18 protein-coding genes, 1 tRNA gene and 1 pseudogene are annotated in these 15,482 nt (G+C 63.9%); 12 read left to right on the forward strand and 8 right to left on the reverse strand.

Features of this window, described 5'->3' with window-relative positions; genetic code table 11:
• The first annotated feature begins 256 nt into the window (after window positions 1-256).
• The 3 genes from aroF (at window position 257) to ACFE70_RS10430 (ending at window position 3,224) form a co-directional block, all read left to right on the forward strand.
• A complete protein-coding gene (gene aroF / locus ACFE70_RS10420; RefSeq protein ID WP_375417678.1) occupies window positions 257-1,270 on the forward strand; it encodes a 3-deoxy-7-phosphoheptulonate synthase in 1,014 nt (337 codons plus the stop codon).
• Window positions 1,271-1,375: 105 nt separating this feature from the next.
• Window positions 1,376-2,170, forward strand: coding sequence for a hypothetical protein (locus tag ACFE70_RS10425; RefSeq protein ID WP_375417679.1), 795 nt, complete (start codon window positions 1,376-1,378; stop codon window positions 2,168-2,170).
• 310 nt (window positions 2,171-2,480) lie between these two features.
• The gene (locus tag ACFE70_RS10430; protein ID WP_375417680.1) at window positions 2,481-3,224 is read left to right on the forward strand and encodes a hypothetical protein; all 744 of its coding nucleotides are present in this window, start codon (window positions 2,481-2,483) and stop codon (window positions 3,222-3,224) included.
• A 95-nt stretch (window positions 3,225-3,319) separates the two neighbouring features.
• On the opposite strand, the gene ACFE70_RS10435 is transcribed toward ACFE70_RS10430, so the two are convergent.
• From ACFE70_RS10435 to ACFE70_RS10455, 5 genes and pseudogenes are all read right to left on the reverse strand, one after another.
• Window positions 3,320-3,514: a hypothetical protein gene (locus tag ACFE70_RS10435; RefSeq protein WP_375417681.1), complete on the reverse strand. Its 195-nt coding sequence runs from the start codon at window positions 3,512-3,514 to the stop codon at window positions 3,320-3,322.
• 68 nt (window positions 3,515-3,582) lie between these two features.
• Window positions 3,583-3,774 (reverse strand): hypothetical protein, encoded by a 192-nt coding sequence (locus ACFE70_RS10440; protein WP_375417682.1) that lies wholly within the window; start codon window positions 3,772-3,774, stop codon window positions 3,583-3,585.
• Window positions 3,775-3,778: 4 nt separating this feature from the next.
• Window positions 3,779-4,033 carry a hypothetical protein gene (locus tag ACFE70_RS10445; protein WP_375417683.1) on the reverse strand — a complete coding sequence of 85 codons (255 nt, stop codon included), beginning with the start codon at window positions 4,031-4,033 and terminating at the stop codon, window positions 3,779-3,781.
• Between the two features lie 167 nt (window positions 4,034-4,200).
• Window positions 4,201-4,461, reverse strand: coding sequence for an integrase core domain-containing protein (locus tag ACFE70_RS10450; protein ID WP_375417696.1), 261 nt, complete (start codon window positions 4,459-4,461; stop codon window positions 4,201-4,203).
• Between the two features lie 27 nt (window positions 4,462-4,488).
• Window positions 4,489-4,731 (reverse strand): annotated as a pseudogene (locus tag ACFE70_RS10455) (IS481 family transposase); the annotation flags it as partial.
• Between the two features lie 243 nt (window positions 4,732-4,974).
• Between ACFE70_RS10455 and ACFE70_RS10460 the strand changes: the two are divergent.
• The 4 genes from ACFE70_RS10460 to ACFE70_RS10475 all read left to right on the forward strand — a co-directional run bounded on the left by ACFE70_RS10460 (window position 4,975) and on the right by ACFE70_RS10475 (window position 9,435).
• A complete protein-coding gene (locus ACFE70_RS10460; protein ID WP_375417684.1) occupies window positions 4,975-5,388 on the forward strand; it encodes an antitoxin Xre/MbcA/ParS toxin-binding domain-containing protein in 414 nt (137 codons plus the stop codon).
• Window positions 5,389-5,402: 14 nt separating this feature from the next.
• Window positions 5,403-5,933 carry an RES family NAD+ phosphorylase gene (locus tag ACFE70_RS10465; protein ID WP_375417685.1) on the forward strand — a complete coding sequence of 177 codons (531 nt, stop codon included), beginning with the start codon at window positions 5,403-5,405 and terminating at the stop codon, window positions 5,931-5,933.
• Between the two features lie 164 nt (window positions 5,934-6,097).
• The gene (locus tag ACFE70_RS10470) at window positions 6,098-6,514 is read left to right on the forward strand and encodes a type IIL restriction-modification enzyme MmeI (protein WP_375417686.1); all 417 of its coding nucleotides are present in this window, start codon (window positions 6,098-6,100) and stop codon (window positions 6,512-6,514) included.
• Window positions 6,445-9,435 carry a class I SAM-dependent DNA methyltransferase gene (locus ACFE70_RS10475; protein WP_375417687.1) on the forward strand — a complete coding sequence of 997 codons (2,991 nt, stop codon included), beginning with the start codon at window positions 6,445-6,447 and terminating at the stop codon, window positions 9,433-9,435. The genes ACFE70_RS10470 and ACFE70_RS10475 overlap by 70 nt, the downstream gene beginning before the upstream one ends.
• A 117-nt stretch (window positions 9,436-9,552) precedes the next feature.
• On the opposite strand, the gene ACFE70_RS10480 is transcribed toward ACFE70_RS10475, so the two are convergent.
• Both ACFE70_RS10480 and ACFE70_RS10485 read right to left on the reverse strand, forming a co-directional pair.
• Window positions 9,553-9,768 carry a hypothetical protein gene (locus tag ACFE70_RS10480; RefSeq protein WP_375417688.1) on the reverse strand — a complete coding sequence of 72 codons (216 nt, stop codon included), beginning with the start codon at window positions 9,766-9,768 and terminating at the stop codon, window positions 9,553-9,555.
• Window positions 9,769-9,879: 111 nt separating this feature from the next.
• Window positions 9,880-9,951: transfer RNA gene (locus ACFE70_RS10485), tRNA-Glu, on the reverse strand.
• A 266-nt stretch (window positions 9,952-10,217) separates the two neighbouring features.
• On the opposite strand from ACFE70_RS10485, the gene gap reads away from it, so the two are divergent.
• The 4 genes from gap to ACFE70_RS10505 all read left to right on the forward strand — a co-directional run bounded on the left by gap (window position 10,218) and on the right by ACFE70_RS10505 (window position 13,295).
• Window positions 10,218-11,225 (forward strand): type I glyceraldehyde-3-phosphate dehydrogenase, encoded by a 1,008-nt coding sequence (gap, locus tag ACFE70_RS10490; protein ID WP_375417689.1) that lies wholly within the window; start codon window positions 10,218-10,220, stop codon window positions 11,223-11,225.
• 176 nt (window positions 11,226-11,401) lie between these two features.
• Complete coding sequence (locus ACFE70_RS10495) at window positions 11,402-12,280, forward strand: diacylglycerol/lipid kinase family protein (protein ID WP_375417690.1); 879 nt, start codon at window positions 11,402-11,404, stop codon at window positions 12,278-12,280.
• A gap of 245 nt (window positions 12,281-12,525) precedes the next feature.
• Window positions 12,526-12,861: a translation initiation factor gene (locus tag ACFE70_RS10500; protein ID WP_375417691.1), complete on the forward strand. Its 336-nt coding sequence runs from the start codon at window positions 12,526-12,528 to the stop codon at window positions 12,859-12,861.
• 20 nt (window positions 12,862-12,881) lie between these two features.
• Entirely contained in the window at window positions 12,882-13,295 is a 414-nt protein-coding gene (locus ACFE70_RS10505; RefSeq protein ID WP_375417692.1) for a DUF1622 domain-containing protein, read from the forward strand.
• 69 nt (window positions 13,296-13,364) lie between these two features.
• On the opposite strand, the gene kdsB is transcribed toward ACFE70_RS10505, so the two are convergent.
• Window positions 13,365-14,120 (reverse strand): 3-deoxy-manno-octulosonate cytidylyltransferase, encoded by a 756-nt coding sequence (gene kdsB / locus ACFE70_RS10510; RefSeq protein WP_375417693.1) that lies wholly within the window; start codon window positions 14,118-14,120, stop codon window positions 13,365-13,367.
• 283 nt (window positions 14,121-14,403) lie between these two features.
• Here kdsB and ACFE70_RS10515 point away from each other — a divergent pair, with 283 nt between their 5' ends.
• Entirely contained in the window at window positions 14,404-15,393 is a 990-nt protein-coding gene (locus ACFE70_RS10515) for a LysM peptidoglycan-binding domain-containing protein (protein ID WP_375417694.1), read from the forward strand.
• Window positions 15,394-15,482: the final 89 nt, after the last annotated feature.

Raw genomic sequence — 15,482 nt, forward strand, 5'->3', positions numbered from 1 at the left:
CGAGGGCGCCATTATCGGCTCGGCGCTGATTCGCGCTTTGGAGGGGGTAGGGAATGCGCCGGCCGCGGCCACGGCTTTTGTCTCTTCCATTTTAAAGTAAATCCCTACCCCCTCGTTTCCGGTCATGCTGACGAAGGAAGTATCCTGGCACCGCAGAACGACGCAGTAGTTACTTATACACTGCTTGTTGAGGCGTGATAGGATGCTTCCTTCGTCAGCATGACCGGAAACGAGGGGGTAGGGAATAATAATCAGTATGCTCATCCAACTCCAGCCCGGCCTAGCGCCCGCCGCCAAAGCCGCCATCATCAGCCGCATCGAAGGCCTCAAGTACAAAGTCACGGAAGTTAAAACTCAGCGGGCGCACTACCTTGTCGGCATCGGCAAGGCCGATATCGACCTGCGCGCGGTGGGCCAGCTGCCCGGCGTGCAGGACATTCACCGCGTTTCGGACGAGTACAAGCTGGTGAGCCGCAAGTGGCGCGTGCGCCCCACGGTGCTGGACCTCGGCGATGGCGTGCGCATTGGTGAGGGTGATTTTACTATCGTGGCCGGGCCGTGCAGCATTGAGAGCGAGGCGCAGATGAACACCGTCCTCGACCACCTCACCGAAAACAACGTGCGGCTTATGCGCGGCGGCGTGTTCAAGCCGCGCTCCTCGCCCTACTCGTTTCGGGGCATGGGCATGGAAGGCTTGCGGCTGTTTCATCAGCTGGCGCGGGCGCGGGGCGTCAAGATTGTGACCGAGGTGATGCAAGTCTCGCAGGTCGAGGAGATGCACGACTACGTGGACGTGTTTCAGGTCGGAGCGCGCAACACGCAGAACTTTAACCTGCTCGATGCGCTGGGTGGCGTCGACAAGCCCGTGCTGATTAAGCGCGGCATTTCGGGCACGGTTGAGGAGCTGCTCTCGTCGGCCGAATATGTATTTTCGGGGGGCAACGAGAAACTGGCCCTGTGCGAGCGTGGCATCCGCACCTTCGAAACGGCCAGCCGCAACACGCTGGATTTAAACGCGGTGCCTATTCTCAAGGAGAAAACCCACCTGCCCGTACTCGTGGACCCTTCGCACGGCATCGGCATCCGCGACTACGTGCCCGATATGGCCCTGGCCGCCGTGCTGGCCGGCGCCGATGGCATTCTCTACGAAACTCACGAGCAGCCCGAAAAAGCCGCTTCTGACGGCGCCCAAACCCTGAATTTTGAAGAGTCGGGCCGTCTCATCCGTAACCTGCGCCGGGTCTATGAATTGCGGCAGACCCTGGAATAAGCCAGTACAAGCCAGCGGGAGGGGGTAGGCGGGAAGTAGGACCATGTGGCACAAGGTTTGAGCGCGGCAGTTTGCGGATTCAACTAAATTGTGTTTTTTTGAGGCATGAAACTCTTCTACCTGCTCTTGCTGCTGACTATTTGTGGCGCTACCGGCGCGGCCGCCCAAACCCGGCCCAAACCCGGCGCCGCACCCGTGCGCCTGACCACCAAGGAGAAGCTCAAGGCCCGCGCCGAAGCGGAAATTGCCCGCCGCGAAGCCGTAGAGCAAGCTGCGGCGCAGGCCAAGGAAGCGGAAGAAAAAGCCGATAAAGAGCGCCGCGAGAAGTCCAAAGCCCTCGACCGCGCTCGCAAGAAAAATGGCGGCTTGAACCTGGACGAGCCCGCCGAGGACCTCAGTAAGCCTAAAATCTACATCGGCAAGGTCAAGCTCTCCGACCCGGTTTTAGTCTATTATCAGCAGGCGCCGCCCGGCGTGGGCCGCCAGCAGCTTGTCATGGACAAAGCCAACCTGGGCTTGCTAGCTAAGCTTTCGACGGAAGATTTGATGCTGCGCCGCGAGGTGTTCGTTGATGGCCTCGGCAACTATGCCCTGCCCGGCACCGACCAGACCAAAACCCGCCTCGTGGGCGCCAGCCTCGTGGCCGACGACGCGCGCAAGCCCGCCCCCGACGGCCGCAGCACCTACGTCAAGCTCAAAGTCAAAGGTCCCGGCGACCTCTACGTGGTGCGCGAATCGGCCGACGAATACCGGCACTTCGTGAAAGGCAAAGTGCAGGAAAGCGTCATCGACTTCAACGTCAACAGCCTCTCCGGCGTCGATTCGGTACGGGCCGTGTACACGCTGCGCAAGATTGATGCATCCGAGCGTGGCGCCGGCTCGGGCGATATTATTCGGTAAGCTTAGTTGTCAGGCAGAACCTCATGCTTCATTCTGCTCAGTATGAGGTTCTGCCTGACAACTAACTTGTAACGGGAAAATCTTTTATATTTGTCCTATGCTCGTGTTCATGTGCCTGATTTGCCTAACTCGTAAAAATCGCCCCGTCGTTGGGGTCGGAATCGAGCCGCGCACATCTGGGAATCACGAGTTGGCCGCATGAGCCGGCCCAACAGCCCCAAAGAATAGCCCGCCCGATTCCGCCCCCGGAATCGGGCTTTTTTTATGCCTTTCGCCACCCGTTCAATTCGCTTTTCAACCTCCGCGCGCCATGCTGCACACTCGCTTTACCCCGCCCGCCACCAATGCTGCCCGGCCGCAGCTGCCGGTCTGGAAAATGCTGTTTGACCGCCAGACGGCGCTGCTGCACCGGCGGGCCACGCCGGCCTTCGGGGTGGGCGTGGCCGCGCTGGGCCTCAGCCGCGAAGCACCGCCGGACCTGGCGGTTCTGGAGCAAAAGCTGCAGCGGCACACCGGCTGGCGCCTCCATCCGGAGGCGGCGCCGCTAGAATGCCAGGATTACTTCGCGGCCCTGGGCAGCCGGCACCTGCCCGTCGTGACGGGCCTGCGCGGGGCGGCTGACTTCGACCAGTTGCCTACCCCCGACTTGTTCGCTGATGTGTTCGGGCGCCTGCCCTTGCTGCTGACCCCCGAATACGCCGAGCTTCTGGCCGAGCTGGGGCGGTGGCTGGGCCAGCTTGCGCCGGGCCAGCGGCCGGCGCTGCGGCGCTTCTACCACGCCACGGCCGACTTCGGGACGTTCACGGACCTGACGGCGGAGGGCGGGGCGGCGAGGTTGCCCCAGGTGTTTGGAGCGCGGCTGCTCACTTCGGCCGGCCACTTGCACGCCGCGCTGGCCGCGCCCGCGCCCCCCACAGCCCGCAACTGGGCCCACCTGCACGAGCTGCTGGCCGTGCACCGGGCGGCGGCGCCGGAAACCGCTGGCTTGGCCGCGGGCAGCTTAGGGTTGGCGGGCTGGCGAGGGGGTAGGGAATTGACGCTGCATTATCACTAACGGCTTCCCTGCCAGGATAAAGCAAAAAGACCTTCCCCAGGGAAGGTCATTTTAGGCTGTATGGATAGTAGGGGTGTTCCTAAATAAGGTTTTCTTTATTTGATGAGATGCCAATTCCAGATGCCACAGGCCGGTGCTATGAGCCGGTCGTTGAAAACCAAGGACTCATTACGGTAAGCTTGGGTGACGTAGCCCAAGCGCTTGGCCCCGCTCAGGGCGTGCCCAATCTTGACGCGGCGACGGGCGTGGGCGCGGTTGGCGGCTTGTTGGGCCTCGGTCAAGGCAGTCACGAGGTTCTTTTTACTGCGGCGGGGCTTGCGGTGGGACCGGCTTTCTAGGGCCGCGTCATAGTCGGCGATCAGGCCCAGGTAGCCAAATCGGCCAGCACCAGCAAGCGGTAGCGGTCAAGCAAGCCCAGGTGGGCGGCGAACTCGTTTTTGAGCATCTGATAGTCGTGGGTGGCTCCACGGGTGGTCGGTCCCAGGTAACGAATGTCGCGGCTGGGGTCGGCGAAGCGCGTGGTTTTACGGGTGGCCTTTTTTTTGCCCAAGTAGTCAGTCGGCCGGCCGGTTCACGGCCGCCTGCGCCCGGCGGTAAGGGCGTTCGGTGGTGTCGAGCAAGAGTACGGGCACGGCGGCAAAGACGGCCTGCATCTGGGCCAGCGAGTTGATAGCCCGGACCGGCAGCACCCCGAGGGGGCGTAGGGTGCGCTCCAGGGCCTTGGCCAGGCGGTGGGCGTGTTCACAGGCTTTGGAGCGGGGCAAGCTAAAGGCGGCAGCCAGCAGGTCGAAGGTGGGGTAGGCTTTCAAGTAATCGGCTCGGCCAAGGCACAAAACGCGGCTAGGTCCAGGCCTGTCAGGGCCCGCATTTGCCGGTCATCGCTTATCGTATGCACAGCAAGCATTCCCAAAAATGCTATTTGGGAACAAGTCTAACACATACTTTAGTGAGCTATGAGGTTTTTGAGGTGGTCTAGCTACGCCGCACAGAGTTGGGACATGGTTTGGAAGTGGGTTCCGAAGTGGTTGGGGGCCAGGTAGCCAAGGGTGGAATGCCGCCGTTCGGCGTTATAATAGGCGAGATAGTAGCTGATTTCCAGGCGTGGTTCGCTCAGCTTACGGAAGCTACCGCCGGCGAGTAATTCGGTTTTGAGCCGACTCCAAAACGACTCGGCGTGCGCGTTATCGTAGCAGTTGCCCCGGCGGCTCCTGCTCTGCACGGCCTCATGGCGCCCCACTAAGTCCTTAAAGTTGGTAGCCGAGTATTCCAGGGCCAAGAGGGTGTGGCGCCGAAAGGCGACGGCAATCGCCTCCTCCTCGCCTGTGCGCACCGTCGAGGTGGGTGCCGGTCCCATCGGGGCATCGGCTACGGTGGTGCGCTTACGCCACTTGGCGACTGTTTTGGGCTTGATGCCGTGGCGGGTAGCTAGCGTTTGTAAGCTCTCCTGACTAGGTTGGCTAGCGGCCCGTACTGCCTGCGTTGTCCGGGCGTCATACCAGCCAGGCATCGAAAGTGAACAGGCCAGCTTCGTTGCTGACGCGCTACTAACAGGACGCTTTCGGTATCCTATTCAGACCCATGCCGGCTTGGCAGGGAGTTAACTTTTTAGCGAGGTGCAGCGTTAATCGGAAAATTGGCAGTATCATTACTGCCAAATGCCAGCAACTTTGTTCCCATGAAAACGGCTGTCAAATCAACACTAGCAGCAAAAGCTACCGCTGCTTGGGACCTTTCTATCGGCGCCAGCGAATTGACCGCCATCCACATCGTGCCCCAGACCAAGAGTGCGCTGGCCGTTTTCACGCTCATCGGGCGGGCGCGGGCGGGCCTGGCCACTACCGAAGTGCGCGAGATTAGCCAGCAGTTGGAGCTGACCGTGCGCGAGTTGGCCCCCATCCTTGACACCACGGAACGCACGCTGGCCCGGCGCCTCGAAAGCGAAGGGGAATTGAGCAAAAGCGAATCGGAGCGCCTGCTGCTGCTGCGCCAACTGACTGAGCACGGCGTGGACGTATTCGAGGACCAGGGTAAGTTCAACCGCTGGCTGCGCCGGCCCTTGCCCCTGCTGGGCAACCAGTCGCCGCTGGAGCTGCTCGACACGGCCAGCGGCTTTCAGCTCGTGGACGAGTTGCTCGGCCGCATCGAGTACGGCGTCTATAGCTAAGTCAGGCCCCCTGCATGGCGGCCCTGCTGGTTTACCGGGTTCAAAAGCTTAAACACCTGGACACCGCCCTCACGGGCGGGGGCGCCCGCCGCACCGGCGGCCGTTGGAGCCCCGTGGACGTGCCCCTGGTCTATGCTTCGACTTCGCCGGAGCTGGCCTTCCTGGAAAACATGGTGCACCTGGACGGCACGCCCCTGGCCGACCTGCCGCCCTTCGGGCTGCTGACGCTCGAACTGCCCGCCGACGCCGTGGCGGAAATCCCGTTGGCCGACCTGCCCCCTGGCTGGGACCAGCGGCTCTACCCCGACGCCGTGCCGCAATTTCTGCTGCCGCGCCTGCGGCCCACAGACCCCGCTCTGGCCTTCACCATGCCTTCCGTGGTGCTGCCCGGCTCGCCCACGCGCAACGTGCTGATTAACCCGTTGCACCCGCGCATTGCCGAAGTGCACATCCTCAGCACCCAGCCGCTGGTGTTCGACGAGCGGCTGCGTTCCGCGGCCCTACCCGTGGCCTCGCCGCCCAAACGCCGGTCGCGCAAGCTATAAGCCAACCATAGGGGGGTAGGAAAAGCGACAACGACAATCAGTTTGTGCCAGTCGGATGTATTCATTCCGGCGCAATTTCGTGGCCAATTGTTGGGCTTTCGACACCGGATGCAGTAAGTTCGGGGCTTACTGGCTACGCCGCCGCGCCGGCTTGTCTTTTCTCCGTGACTTACCCTGACTTCGCTGCCCGCTGGCTTAACTCCGGCGGGTCGGAACACGCCAACTACGGCCTGTTTCTGCAAGACCTCTGCGACCTGCTGGGCGTGCCCCGGCCCGAGCCCAAAACCGACGACCCCGCCCACGACGCCTATGTGTTCGAGCGCGGCGTGAGCTTCGGCGACGGCGCGGGCAAGAAAAGCACGGGCCGCATTGACCTTTACAAACGCGGCTGCTTCGTGCTCGAAACCAAGCAGGGCGTCACTCGTTTGGACAAGGTTTCAACACCTGTAAATACCGCGAGCGCGGAACCTCGAACCTCGAACCTCGAACCTCGAACCTCGAACGGCGTGAGTTGGGCCTTGCTGCCAGGGTGCTGCGCCGCGGCCACGCTGTGCGCGGCACGGCCAAGTGGGGCCAGATGATGGAAGCGGCCCGCGAGCAGGCGCTGCGCTACGTGCGGGCTCTGCCGGCGCCGGAGCCCCGGCCGCCGTTCGTGGTCGTCGTGGACGTGGGCTACGCTATTGACCTCTACAGCAACTTCACGGGGGTAGGCGACTCCTACGTGCCCTTCCCCGACTCGGGCAAGTTCCGGGTGCTGCTGCCGGCGCTGGCCGACCCGGCCACGCGCGAGCAGCTGCGCCGGCTCTTCACCGACCCGCAAAGTCTCGACCCCGGCCGCCGCGCCGCCCAGGTCACGCGCCGCCTGGCCGCGCACCTGGCGGGCCTGAGCAGCCAGCTTGAAAAGGCCGGCCACAGCTCCGATGTCGTGGCGCAGTTTCTGATGCGCTGTCTCTTCACCATGTTTGCCGAGGACGCGGGGCTAATCCCGAAAAAGTCATTCTCGAACCTGCTGGCCGAGTACACCGGCTCGGCCGAGGCCCGCGCCTACCTGCCCGAGGCCCTGCAAAGCCTGTGGACGACGATGGACCGGGGCGGCTTCTCGCCGGCCCTGCGGACGAAGGTGCGCCACTTCAACGGCAAGCTCTTCCACGACGCCACGGCCTTGCCCCTCAATGCCGACCAGGTGCAGCTGCTGCAACAGGCCGCCGAAGCCGACTGGACGGAAGTGGAGCCCGCCATCTTCGGCACCCTGCTCGAACGCGCCCTCGACCCGAAAGAGCGGCACCGCCTCGGCGCACATTATACGCCCCGCCGCTACGTCGAACGCCTGGTGCTGCCCACGGTGATAGAGCCGCTGCGCCGCGAGTGGGCCGCCGCCCAGGCCGCCAGCGCCCAGCGCCTGGACGAAGGCACCGGCGGCAAAAAGGCCGTGGACGAGGCCCGCGCCGAGCTGCTGCGCTTCCTTCGCCGCCTCACCTCAGTGCGCATCCTGGACCCGGCCTGCGGCTCGGGCAACTTTCTCTACGTCACACTTGAACACCTCAAACGCCTGGAAGGCGAGGTGCTGACCGCGCTGGGGCAGCTGGGGCAGTCGGGCCGGCTAGAGCTGGGCGACGGCACCACGGTCGGGCCGCGCCAGCTGCTGGGCCTGGAGCTGAACCCGCGCGCGGCCGCCATTGCCGACGTGGTGCTGCGCATCGGCTACTTGCAGTGGCACCTGCGCACCCACGGCCTGACGCAGCTGCGCGAGCCGTTGCTGGACGACTACCAGAACATCCGCCAGCAAGACGCCGTGCTAGGCTACGACGAGCCGAACTTCGCCAATCCGCGCCCGGCCGTCTGGCCCGAAGCGGATTTTATTCTAGGCAACCCGCCCTTTCTGAGTGCCAGCCGAATGCGCGACGCGCTGGGCGATGCCTACACGCTGGCTTTGCGCAAGACTTACGCCGGCCAGGTACCTGACTCAGCCGACCTGGTGATGTTCTGGTGGCAGCGGGCGGCGGCCGAAGTGCAAGCCGGCCGCGCCGAGCGGTTCGGGTTCATCACCACGAACAGCCGGCGCCAGACCTTTAACCGGCGCGTAATGCAGCCTTTCCTGGAGGGCGAAGTGCCGCCGCTCGCGCTGCGCTTCGCCATCCCCGACCACCCGTGGGTAGACAGCGCCGACGGGGCCGCCGTGCGCGTGGCCTTCACTGTGGCCGACCGGGCCGCTACTCCGGCCGCCGGCCGCCTGCTGCAACTGGTGTCGGAGAAAATCGTGGCGGGCGACGATGCAGCCGAAGTGGTCTTTACGGAGCAGGAAGGCCGGATTCAGCCTGATTTGAGTATTGGGGTGAATTTAGATACGGCTCAACCGCTGCTGGTCAACGCGGGGCTGAGCAATCCAGGCGTCAAGCTTCACGGAGCAGGCTTTATTATTTCTCCCGAAAAGGCGGCAGCGTTAGGGCTAGGCTCCCTTGTAAATTTAGAAAAACACATTCGCCCCTACCGCAACGGCCGGGACCTGACCGATAAGCCCCGAGGGAGCTACGTAATTGACTTACTGGGCCTGAAAAGCGAGGATGTCGTTGCGCGATACCCCGCTGTTTATCAGCACATTTTTGAAACTGTAAAACCGGAGCGCGACAAGAACAACCGGGCTGCCTACCGGGACAATTGGTGGATTTTTGGGGAAGCACGGAGTAGTTTCCGGCCGGCTTTGGCCGGTCTGCCCCGCTACATCGCTACCGTCGAAACGGCCAAGCACCGGGTCTTTCAGTTCCTCGATGCTAGTATTTTGCCGGATAACAAGCTCATCAACATTGCGCTTAATGACGCTTTTTTCTTAGGGGTCCTGTCCAGCCGCACGCACGTGGTTTGGGCACTGGCAGCCGGTCGCCGGCTAGGTGTTGGCAATGACCCGGTTTATGTAAAAACGCGCTGCTTCGACCCATTTCCATTCCCTACCCCCTCCGGCGCAGCAAGCCCGTATTCGCGGGCTGGCCGAAGCTCTCGACACGCACCGCAAGCGCCAGCAGGCCCAGCACCCCGGCCTCACGCTCACCGACCTCTACAACGCAGTCGAGAAGCTGCGTGCCGGCCAGTTCTTTACCGCCAAGGAGCAAGCCATCCACGAGCAGGGCCTAGCCGCCGTGGTGCTCAGCCTGCACCAGCAGCTCGACGCGGCTGTGGCCGCCGCCTACGGCTGGCCCGCCGACCTGCCCGACGCCGACCTGCTCACGCGCCTCGTGCAGCTCAACCGCGCCCGTCGGCAGGAAAAAGCCGCCGGCACCGTGCGCTACCTGCGCCCCGCCTACCAGGCGCCGCCCGGCCAACAGCAGGCTGCGCTGGCCTTGCCGGTGATTGCCCCGGCCGCCCCCACGGCCGCCACCGAGGCGCATCCCTGGCCGGTCGAGTTGGCGCGGCAAATGTTTGCCGTGCGCAGCGTTGTGCAGCAGGCCGGCGGCGAGGCCCTGAGCAGTGCACAGGTCGCGGCCCGCTTCCGGCGCACCAAGGCCGATAAGGTGGAGCCTTTGCTCGACATGCTGGCCATGATGGCACTGGTGCGCCACTTGGAAGCCGAAGACACTTACGCTGCCTGAAAGGGGTATCAGCCAGATAAGGCAAAACAGCGCCGGCCTTAGCTGACGATGGTGTGGGCGGGGTCGGCCAGCGCCTTTTTGTGGCCGGGCAGGTCTACGCTCAGCGCCTCGTGCACGCTCACGCGGATGCGGTTGGCGAACTGGGTGAGGGGCAGGTCGTTGCTTTCCAGGCCGAAGCGCTGCTCGATTTCCTCGCCAATCAGCTCCAGGCCAATCAACTCCAGGCCTTCCAGCGCCTGGCCGGGGCGGCCCACGGCCAGGCCGGCGCCAATGAGGGCCGCGGCCGGAATGAAGGCTATCGCGATGAGCAGCTGTACCCCAGTAAAGTAAAAACGCCCTCTGCGCAGTGCAGAGGGCGTTTTTCGTAGTCCGTAGGGGAATCGAACCCCTGTTGGTAGAATGAAAATCTACTGTCCTAACCCCTAGACGAACGGACCGTTTTTCGTTTTTGGTGGTGCAAAGATAGGGCGGGTAGCATTTGGGGCAAGCGTCAGGGCTAAAAAAGTTTGGGTGGGAAAGGAAAGGAACTGATTTTCAAAGCGCAAAGATGCGGTCTGAGCTGTCGGCCGGGGGGTAGGGACGGGCCAACGAAGGCGAAACGGCTGCGTATGGTGCAAGCTGCGGGCCCGGCTGCTATCTTCGCCCCCGCGTTTTAACCGGCTGCCAGGGCGGCAGCCGGCACCTTCTATTCCTTCTTTCCCTCATGGCAAAAATTAAAGTCGCCATCAACGGCTTCGGCCGTATTGGCCGCCTCACCTTCCGGGCCCTGCTCGGCCGCGACAACGTGGAGGTCGTGGCCATCAACGACCTGACCGATAACAAGACCCTGGCTCACCTGCTCAAGTACGACTCGGTGCACGGGCGCTTCGACGGTACGGTGAGCTTCGATGAGAACTCCCTGACCGTCAACGGCACGCGCATCGCCGCCCTGGCCGAGCGCGACCCCAAGCTGCTGCCCTGGAAGGACATGAACATTGACGTGGTGCTCGAAAGCACCGGCCGCTTCGTCGATGAGGCCGGCGCCGGCCAGCACCTGACGGCGGGCTGCAAGAAGGTCGTGATTTCGGCCCCGGCCACGGGCGACATCCCGACCGTGGTGCTGGGCGTGAACGAGGATACGCTGACCGGCGACGAGACCATCCTCTCCAACGCCTCCTGCACCACCAACTGCCTGGCCCCGATGGCCAAGGTGCTCGACGACGCCTTTGGCATCGAGAAGGGCTACATCACGACGGTGCACGCCTACACCTCGGACCAAAACCTGCAGGACGCCCCCCACAAGGACCTGCGCCGCGCCCGCGCCGCCGCCCTGAGCATCATCCCGACCAGCACCGGCGCGGCCAAGGCCGTGGGCCTCGTGCTGCCGCAACTCAAGGGCAAGCTCGACGGCATTGCCATGCGCGTGCCCGTGCCCGACGGCTCGGTGACCGACCTGACCGTGATTCTGAAGCAGGAAGTGACCAAAGAGCAAGTCAACGAGGCCCTGAAAGCCGCCGCCAATGGGCCGCTCAAGGGCATTATCGAGTTCTCGACCGACCCGCTGGTGAGCATCGACATTGTGGGCAACCCCCACTCGTGCGTTTTCGACTCGCAGCTGACCTCGGCCAACGGCGCGCTGGTGAAAGTGGTGGGCTGGTACGACAACGAGTTCGGCTACTCGACCCGCACGGCCGACCTTATTCAGCGCCTGGGCGAAAAAATGGCTAGCTAAGCCTTCCGGATGAGCTGTTTCGGAAGTGTATAGTAGGTGAATAAGTAAATAAGTCGGGAAGCAGAAAGGTCATTCCGCAAAATGGCTTTTCCGCTTCCCGACTTTAGTTTGGGTACGGCCGTTCCAGAGCCATTCCCTACCCCCCTCCGCGGCCCCGGCCGTTCCGCCCCCGCCTCATGCCGCGCACTTGCTTTATCCTGAACCCGAATGCGGGTCCTAACCGGCGCCACGACCTGCCGGCGCTCATTGCCCGGCACTTCGGCGGCGCTGGGGGACCCGACTACGCCGTGCGGCCTACGCAGCACGCCGGCCACGCCGTCGAGCTGGCCCGGGAAGCGGCCCAGGAGGGGTTTCGGGTGGTGGCGGCAGTGGGCGGCGACGGCACCATCAACGAGGTGGGGCGGGGGCTGCTGGGCACCGCGGCGGCCCTGGGCATCGTACCGCAGGGGTCGGGCAACGGCCTGGCGCGCCACCTGCAAGTGCCCCTGAGCGTGCCGGCCGCGCTGCGCCGGCTGCGAGCGCCCACGTTCAGCCGCATTGATGTGGGCCATATTAACGGAAAGCCGTTTTTCTGCACCGCCGGGCTGGGCTTCGATGCCCACGTGAGCCAGCACTTTGCCCTGGCCGGCACCCGCGGCCTGCTAACCTATGTGCGGGTGGCGCTGCTCGAATACCGCCGCTTCCGCCCCGTGGCTGTGCAGGCTCGTTTCGATAGCCGACCCGGCCTGCTCGAAACCGACTGCTACGTGCTGACCTTCGCCAACGCCTCGCAGTACGGCAACAATGCCTTTATTGCACCTCAGGCTGATTTGCGCGACGGCCTGCTCGACGCGTGCCTGATTGATGCGCTGCCCGCGGTGCGGGCCGTGCGCGTAAGCCTAGGCATGGCGCTGGGCAACCTGCCGGCCACTAAAGCGGCTGATTATTACCAGTTTAAGCAGGCCCATGTGACAGCTGCCGCGCCCCTGGGCTACCACGCCGACGGCGATTACCTGGGCCATGCCACCAAGTTTGACGTGTCGCTGAGCCCGGCGGCGCTGGAAGTGGCAGTTTAAGAATTGAGAAGTAAGAATAAAAAAAGCCGGATGGCATGTAGCGACGCATCTTTGCGTCTCCCTGCGTGAGCGCCGATTGGATTAGGAAAGGGGGGTAGGAAATTAGCCAGTCGCCCTCGCTCAATGCTGCCGTTCGACCGTTTTCGTTCAACGACGAGACATAAAGATGCGTCGCTACACCAGCCTTTCTACCCAAGCTGAAACTGCTTTACTACCACTGCTTCACTACCTGACTACTACTGAAAATGAAAATCCAGCGCACGGGCGTGGTTTATTCTACGAACCCCGATTTTGAGTTTCAGGATAACGCGCCCGGCGAAGCTGGTACGCTGCCGCCCCCGCAGCAAAACCTGCGGGTGCAGCTCGACAAGAAGCAGCGCGGCGGCAAGCAGGTCACGCTTGTCACCGGCTTCGTGGGCACCGACGCCGATTTACAGGCCCTGGGCAAGCAGCTCAAAACCAAGTGCGGGGTAGGGGGCAGCGCCAAGGACGGCGAAATTGGGGTGCAGGGCGACTTTCGCGACAAGGTGCTGGCCGCGCTGTTGCAAGCCGGCTACAAGGCCAAAAAAGCTGGCGGCTAGGCAGTATGACCCTGTTTTTTATGGAAGCATTAACCTTTCACGCTCAGGCCGAAGCCGCCGTTATCGAGGCCGTGCAGTGGCTTAAGCTGGGCGTGGAGATGGTGGGCGCCAGCATTATCGCGCTGGGCATTCTCACGGCAGGCGGGCAGTTTGTGGCGGCGCTGGCGCGGCGGCGCACGGCTGATTTTACCAGCATCCGCCTCACGCTGGCCCGCTACCTGGCCCTGGCGTTGGAGTTTCAGCTCGGGGCCGATATTCTCTCCACCGCCATTGCCCCGAGCTGGGAGCAGATTGGCAAGCTGGCGGCGGTGGCCGTCATTCGCACAGCTCTTAACTTCTTCTTATCCAAGGAGATGAACAGCGAGCGCCAAACTACCGGCGCCGAGCAGGCCGTGGTGGGCCGTAGTGCGGAGATAACCGGGGGCAGGGAGTAGACTGCCCGCTAGTGGGCTCAGGAGGTTCGTGCCGAGACCCGCAGCGGAAGCGCCGAGGTGCGCCGATTTCTAGACGCCCTGCCCGAGCCGCGCCCGCGCCCGCGCGGCATCCTCGGGCGTGTCGATGCCAAAGGCGTCCAGCTCGGTTTCGGCGCACTGAATCTGGAAGCCAGCTTCGAGCCAGCGCAGCTGCTCCAGGCTTTCGGCGGCCTCCAGGGGCGAGACGGGCAGCTGCGTGAGCTGCCGCAGCACGGCCGGCGAGTAGGCGTATAGGCCCAAGTGGCGCAGGTAGCGGTGGTGGGCCAGCCACTCGGCCGGCGGGCGCTGGCGCTGGTAGGGCAGCGGGTGGCGGCTGAAATACAGCGCCCGCCCGGCCGCGCTCAGCACCACTTTGGGCAGGTGCGGGCTGAACAGTTCTTCTTCCGACGCCACCGGCTTGACCAGCGTGGCGATATCCGGAGGGGGGGTAGGGCCGCTGAACAAGGCCGTCAGGGTGTTGATTTGGGCGGGGTGGATAAACGGCTCGTCGCCCTGAATATTGACAATGCAGCGCGTGGCGGCGGGTGCGCCGAGCAACTCGAAGGCTTCCCAGAGGCGGTCGGTGCCGCTGGCGTGCTCGGGCCGGGTTAGCACGGCCTCGCCGCCAAAGTCCAGCACGTGGTCGCGGATGCGCGCATCATCCGTCGCCACCACCACGCGCTGCAAGTCGGCCCGCCGGGCCTGTTCCACCACCCGCCGAATCATGCTGCGCCCACCCAAATCCAGCAGCGGCTTGCCCGGCAGGCGGGTCGAGGCGTAGCGGGCGGGAATGAGGCCGAGAATCATAGTTGAGGTGGGAGTATTGGTGAAGTAAGAGGAATGAGTTGAAAGAACCTGCTAAGTTTTAACTTTTAACTCTTCATTCTTAATCGACGCCAGGCTCTCCCTCTTTTCTGAAAGGGGGTAGGGGAGTGAGGTGCGCCCGGCCAGGCATATCCGCTGCAAGCTACGGCCTGGGGAAACCAGACGGCGCCGGCCCGGCCGTTTCTTCGTTATTTTGCCTGCTCCGAACTCCTCCGGTCCGGCTTTTTGAAGCCGTGCTTACCCGTCTTACTTTCCGTCTTGCCCGATGAATCTGCTTTTTCTGCTCGCCAGTTTCACCCTCACTTCCGCCCCGGCTTCGGTGGCTCCGTCTGATTCCATCGGCGTGGAGCTGCGCGGCGGCCAGCGCTTTGTGAAACACCGCGTGACCAAGAGCGAGACGCTGTTCGGCATTGCCCGCCGCTACAATGTGCGGCTCGACCAGCTGCAATCGGCCAACCCGCAGTTGGCCGCTGGCCTCCGGCAGGGCCAGGTGGTGCTGGTGCCGCGCGGCGCGGCGCGCCCGGCGGCGGTGAATACGGCGGCGGCGCTTATCCCCCCCGCTGCGGCCGAAGCCCGGCCCGCCTCCCCAAGCTCAACCACCGTGCCCGCCCGCTACACCGTGGCGCGGGGCGAAACCCTGTTCGGCATCGCCCGCCGCTTCAGCCTGACGCCCGCCGAGCTGATTCGCCTCAACCGCCTGCCCGCCGGCGGCCGGGTGCGCGTGGGCCAGGAGCTACTGCTCAGCGGCGCCGCCGAGGCTGGCGTCGCCGCACCTGCCCCGGCCAGCAGCGCCCCGGCCGCCGCGTCGGCCGCCATCCCTACCCCCCCCGCCGTGGCTAAAGTCCCCGAAGCGGCAGCCGCCAAAGCGCCGGCGACCAGCGGCACGAGCGAGCCCATCGGTACCGTGACGCCCGCCACCTCGCCCGTCGAGCGCCGCGACGAGCGGGAGGAGCGCGAGAAAAACCCGACCCGCGCCAGCGAAGTCATCAGCCGCGTCACCGAGAGCGGGCTGGCCGCCACCATCGAGCGCAGCGGCACCGACAAGTACCTGGCCCTGCACAAAACGGCCCCCGTGGGCATGATTATGCAAGTCCGAAACGCCATGAACGGCCAGTCGGTGTACGTGCGCGTCATCGGCAAGCTGCCCGACACGGGCGAAAACAACAACATCCTGGTGCGCCTCTCGCCCCGCGCCGTGCAGAAGCTCGGCACACCCGACGCCCGGTTCCGGGTCGAGACCAGCTACGTGCCGTAATTGTCTGAACCACGGATTTATCGGATTAAACGGATTAGGGGGTGTTCTCAATTGAGATACAGCGTCCAGAGGCGGGCGCAGAGAAAAGC

The organism is uncultured Hymenobacter sp., from assembly GCF_964243305.1.
Classification (GTDB): domain Bacteria; phylum Bacteroidota; class Bacteroidia; order Cytophagales; family Hymenobacteraceae; genus Hymenobacter.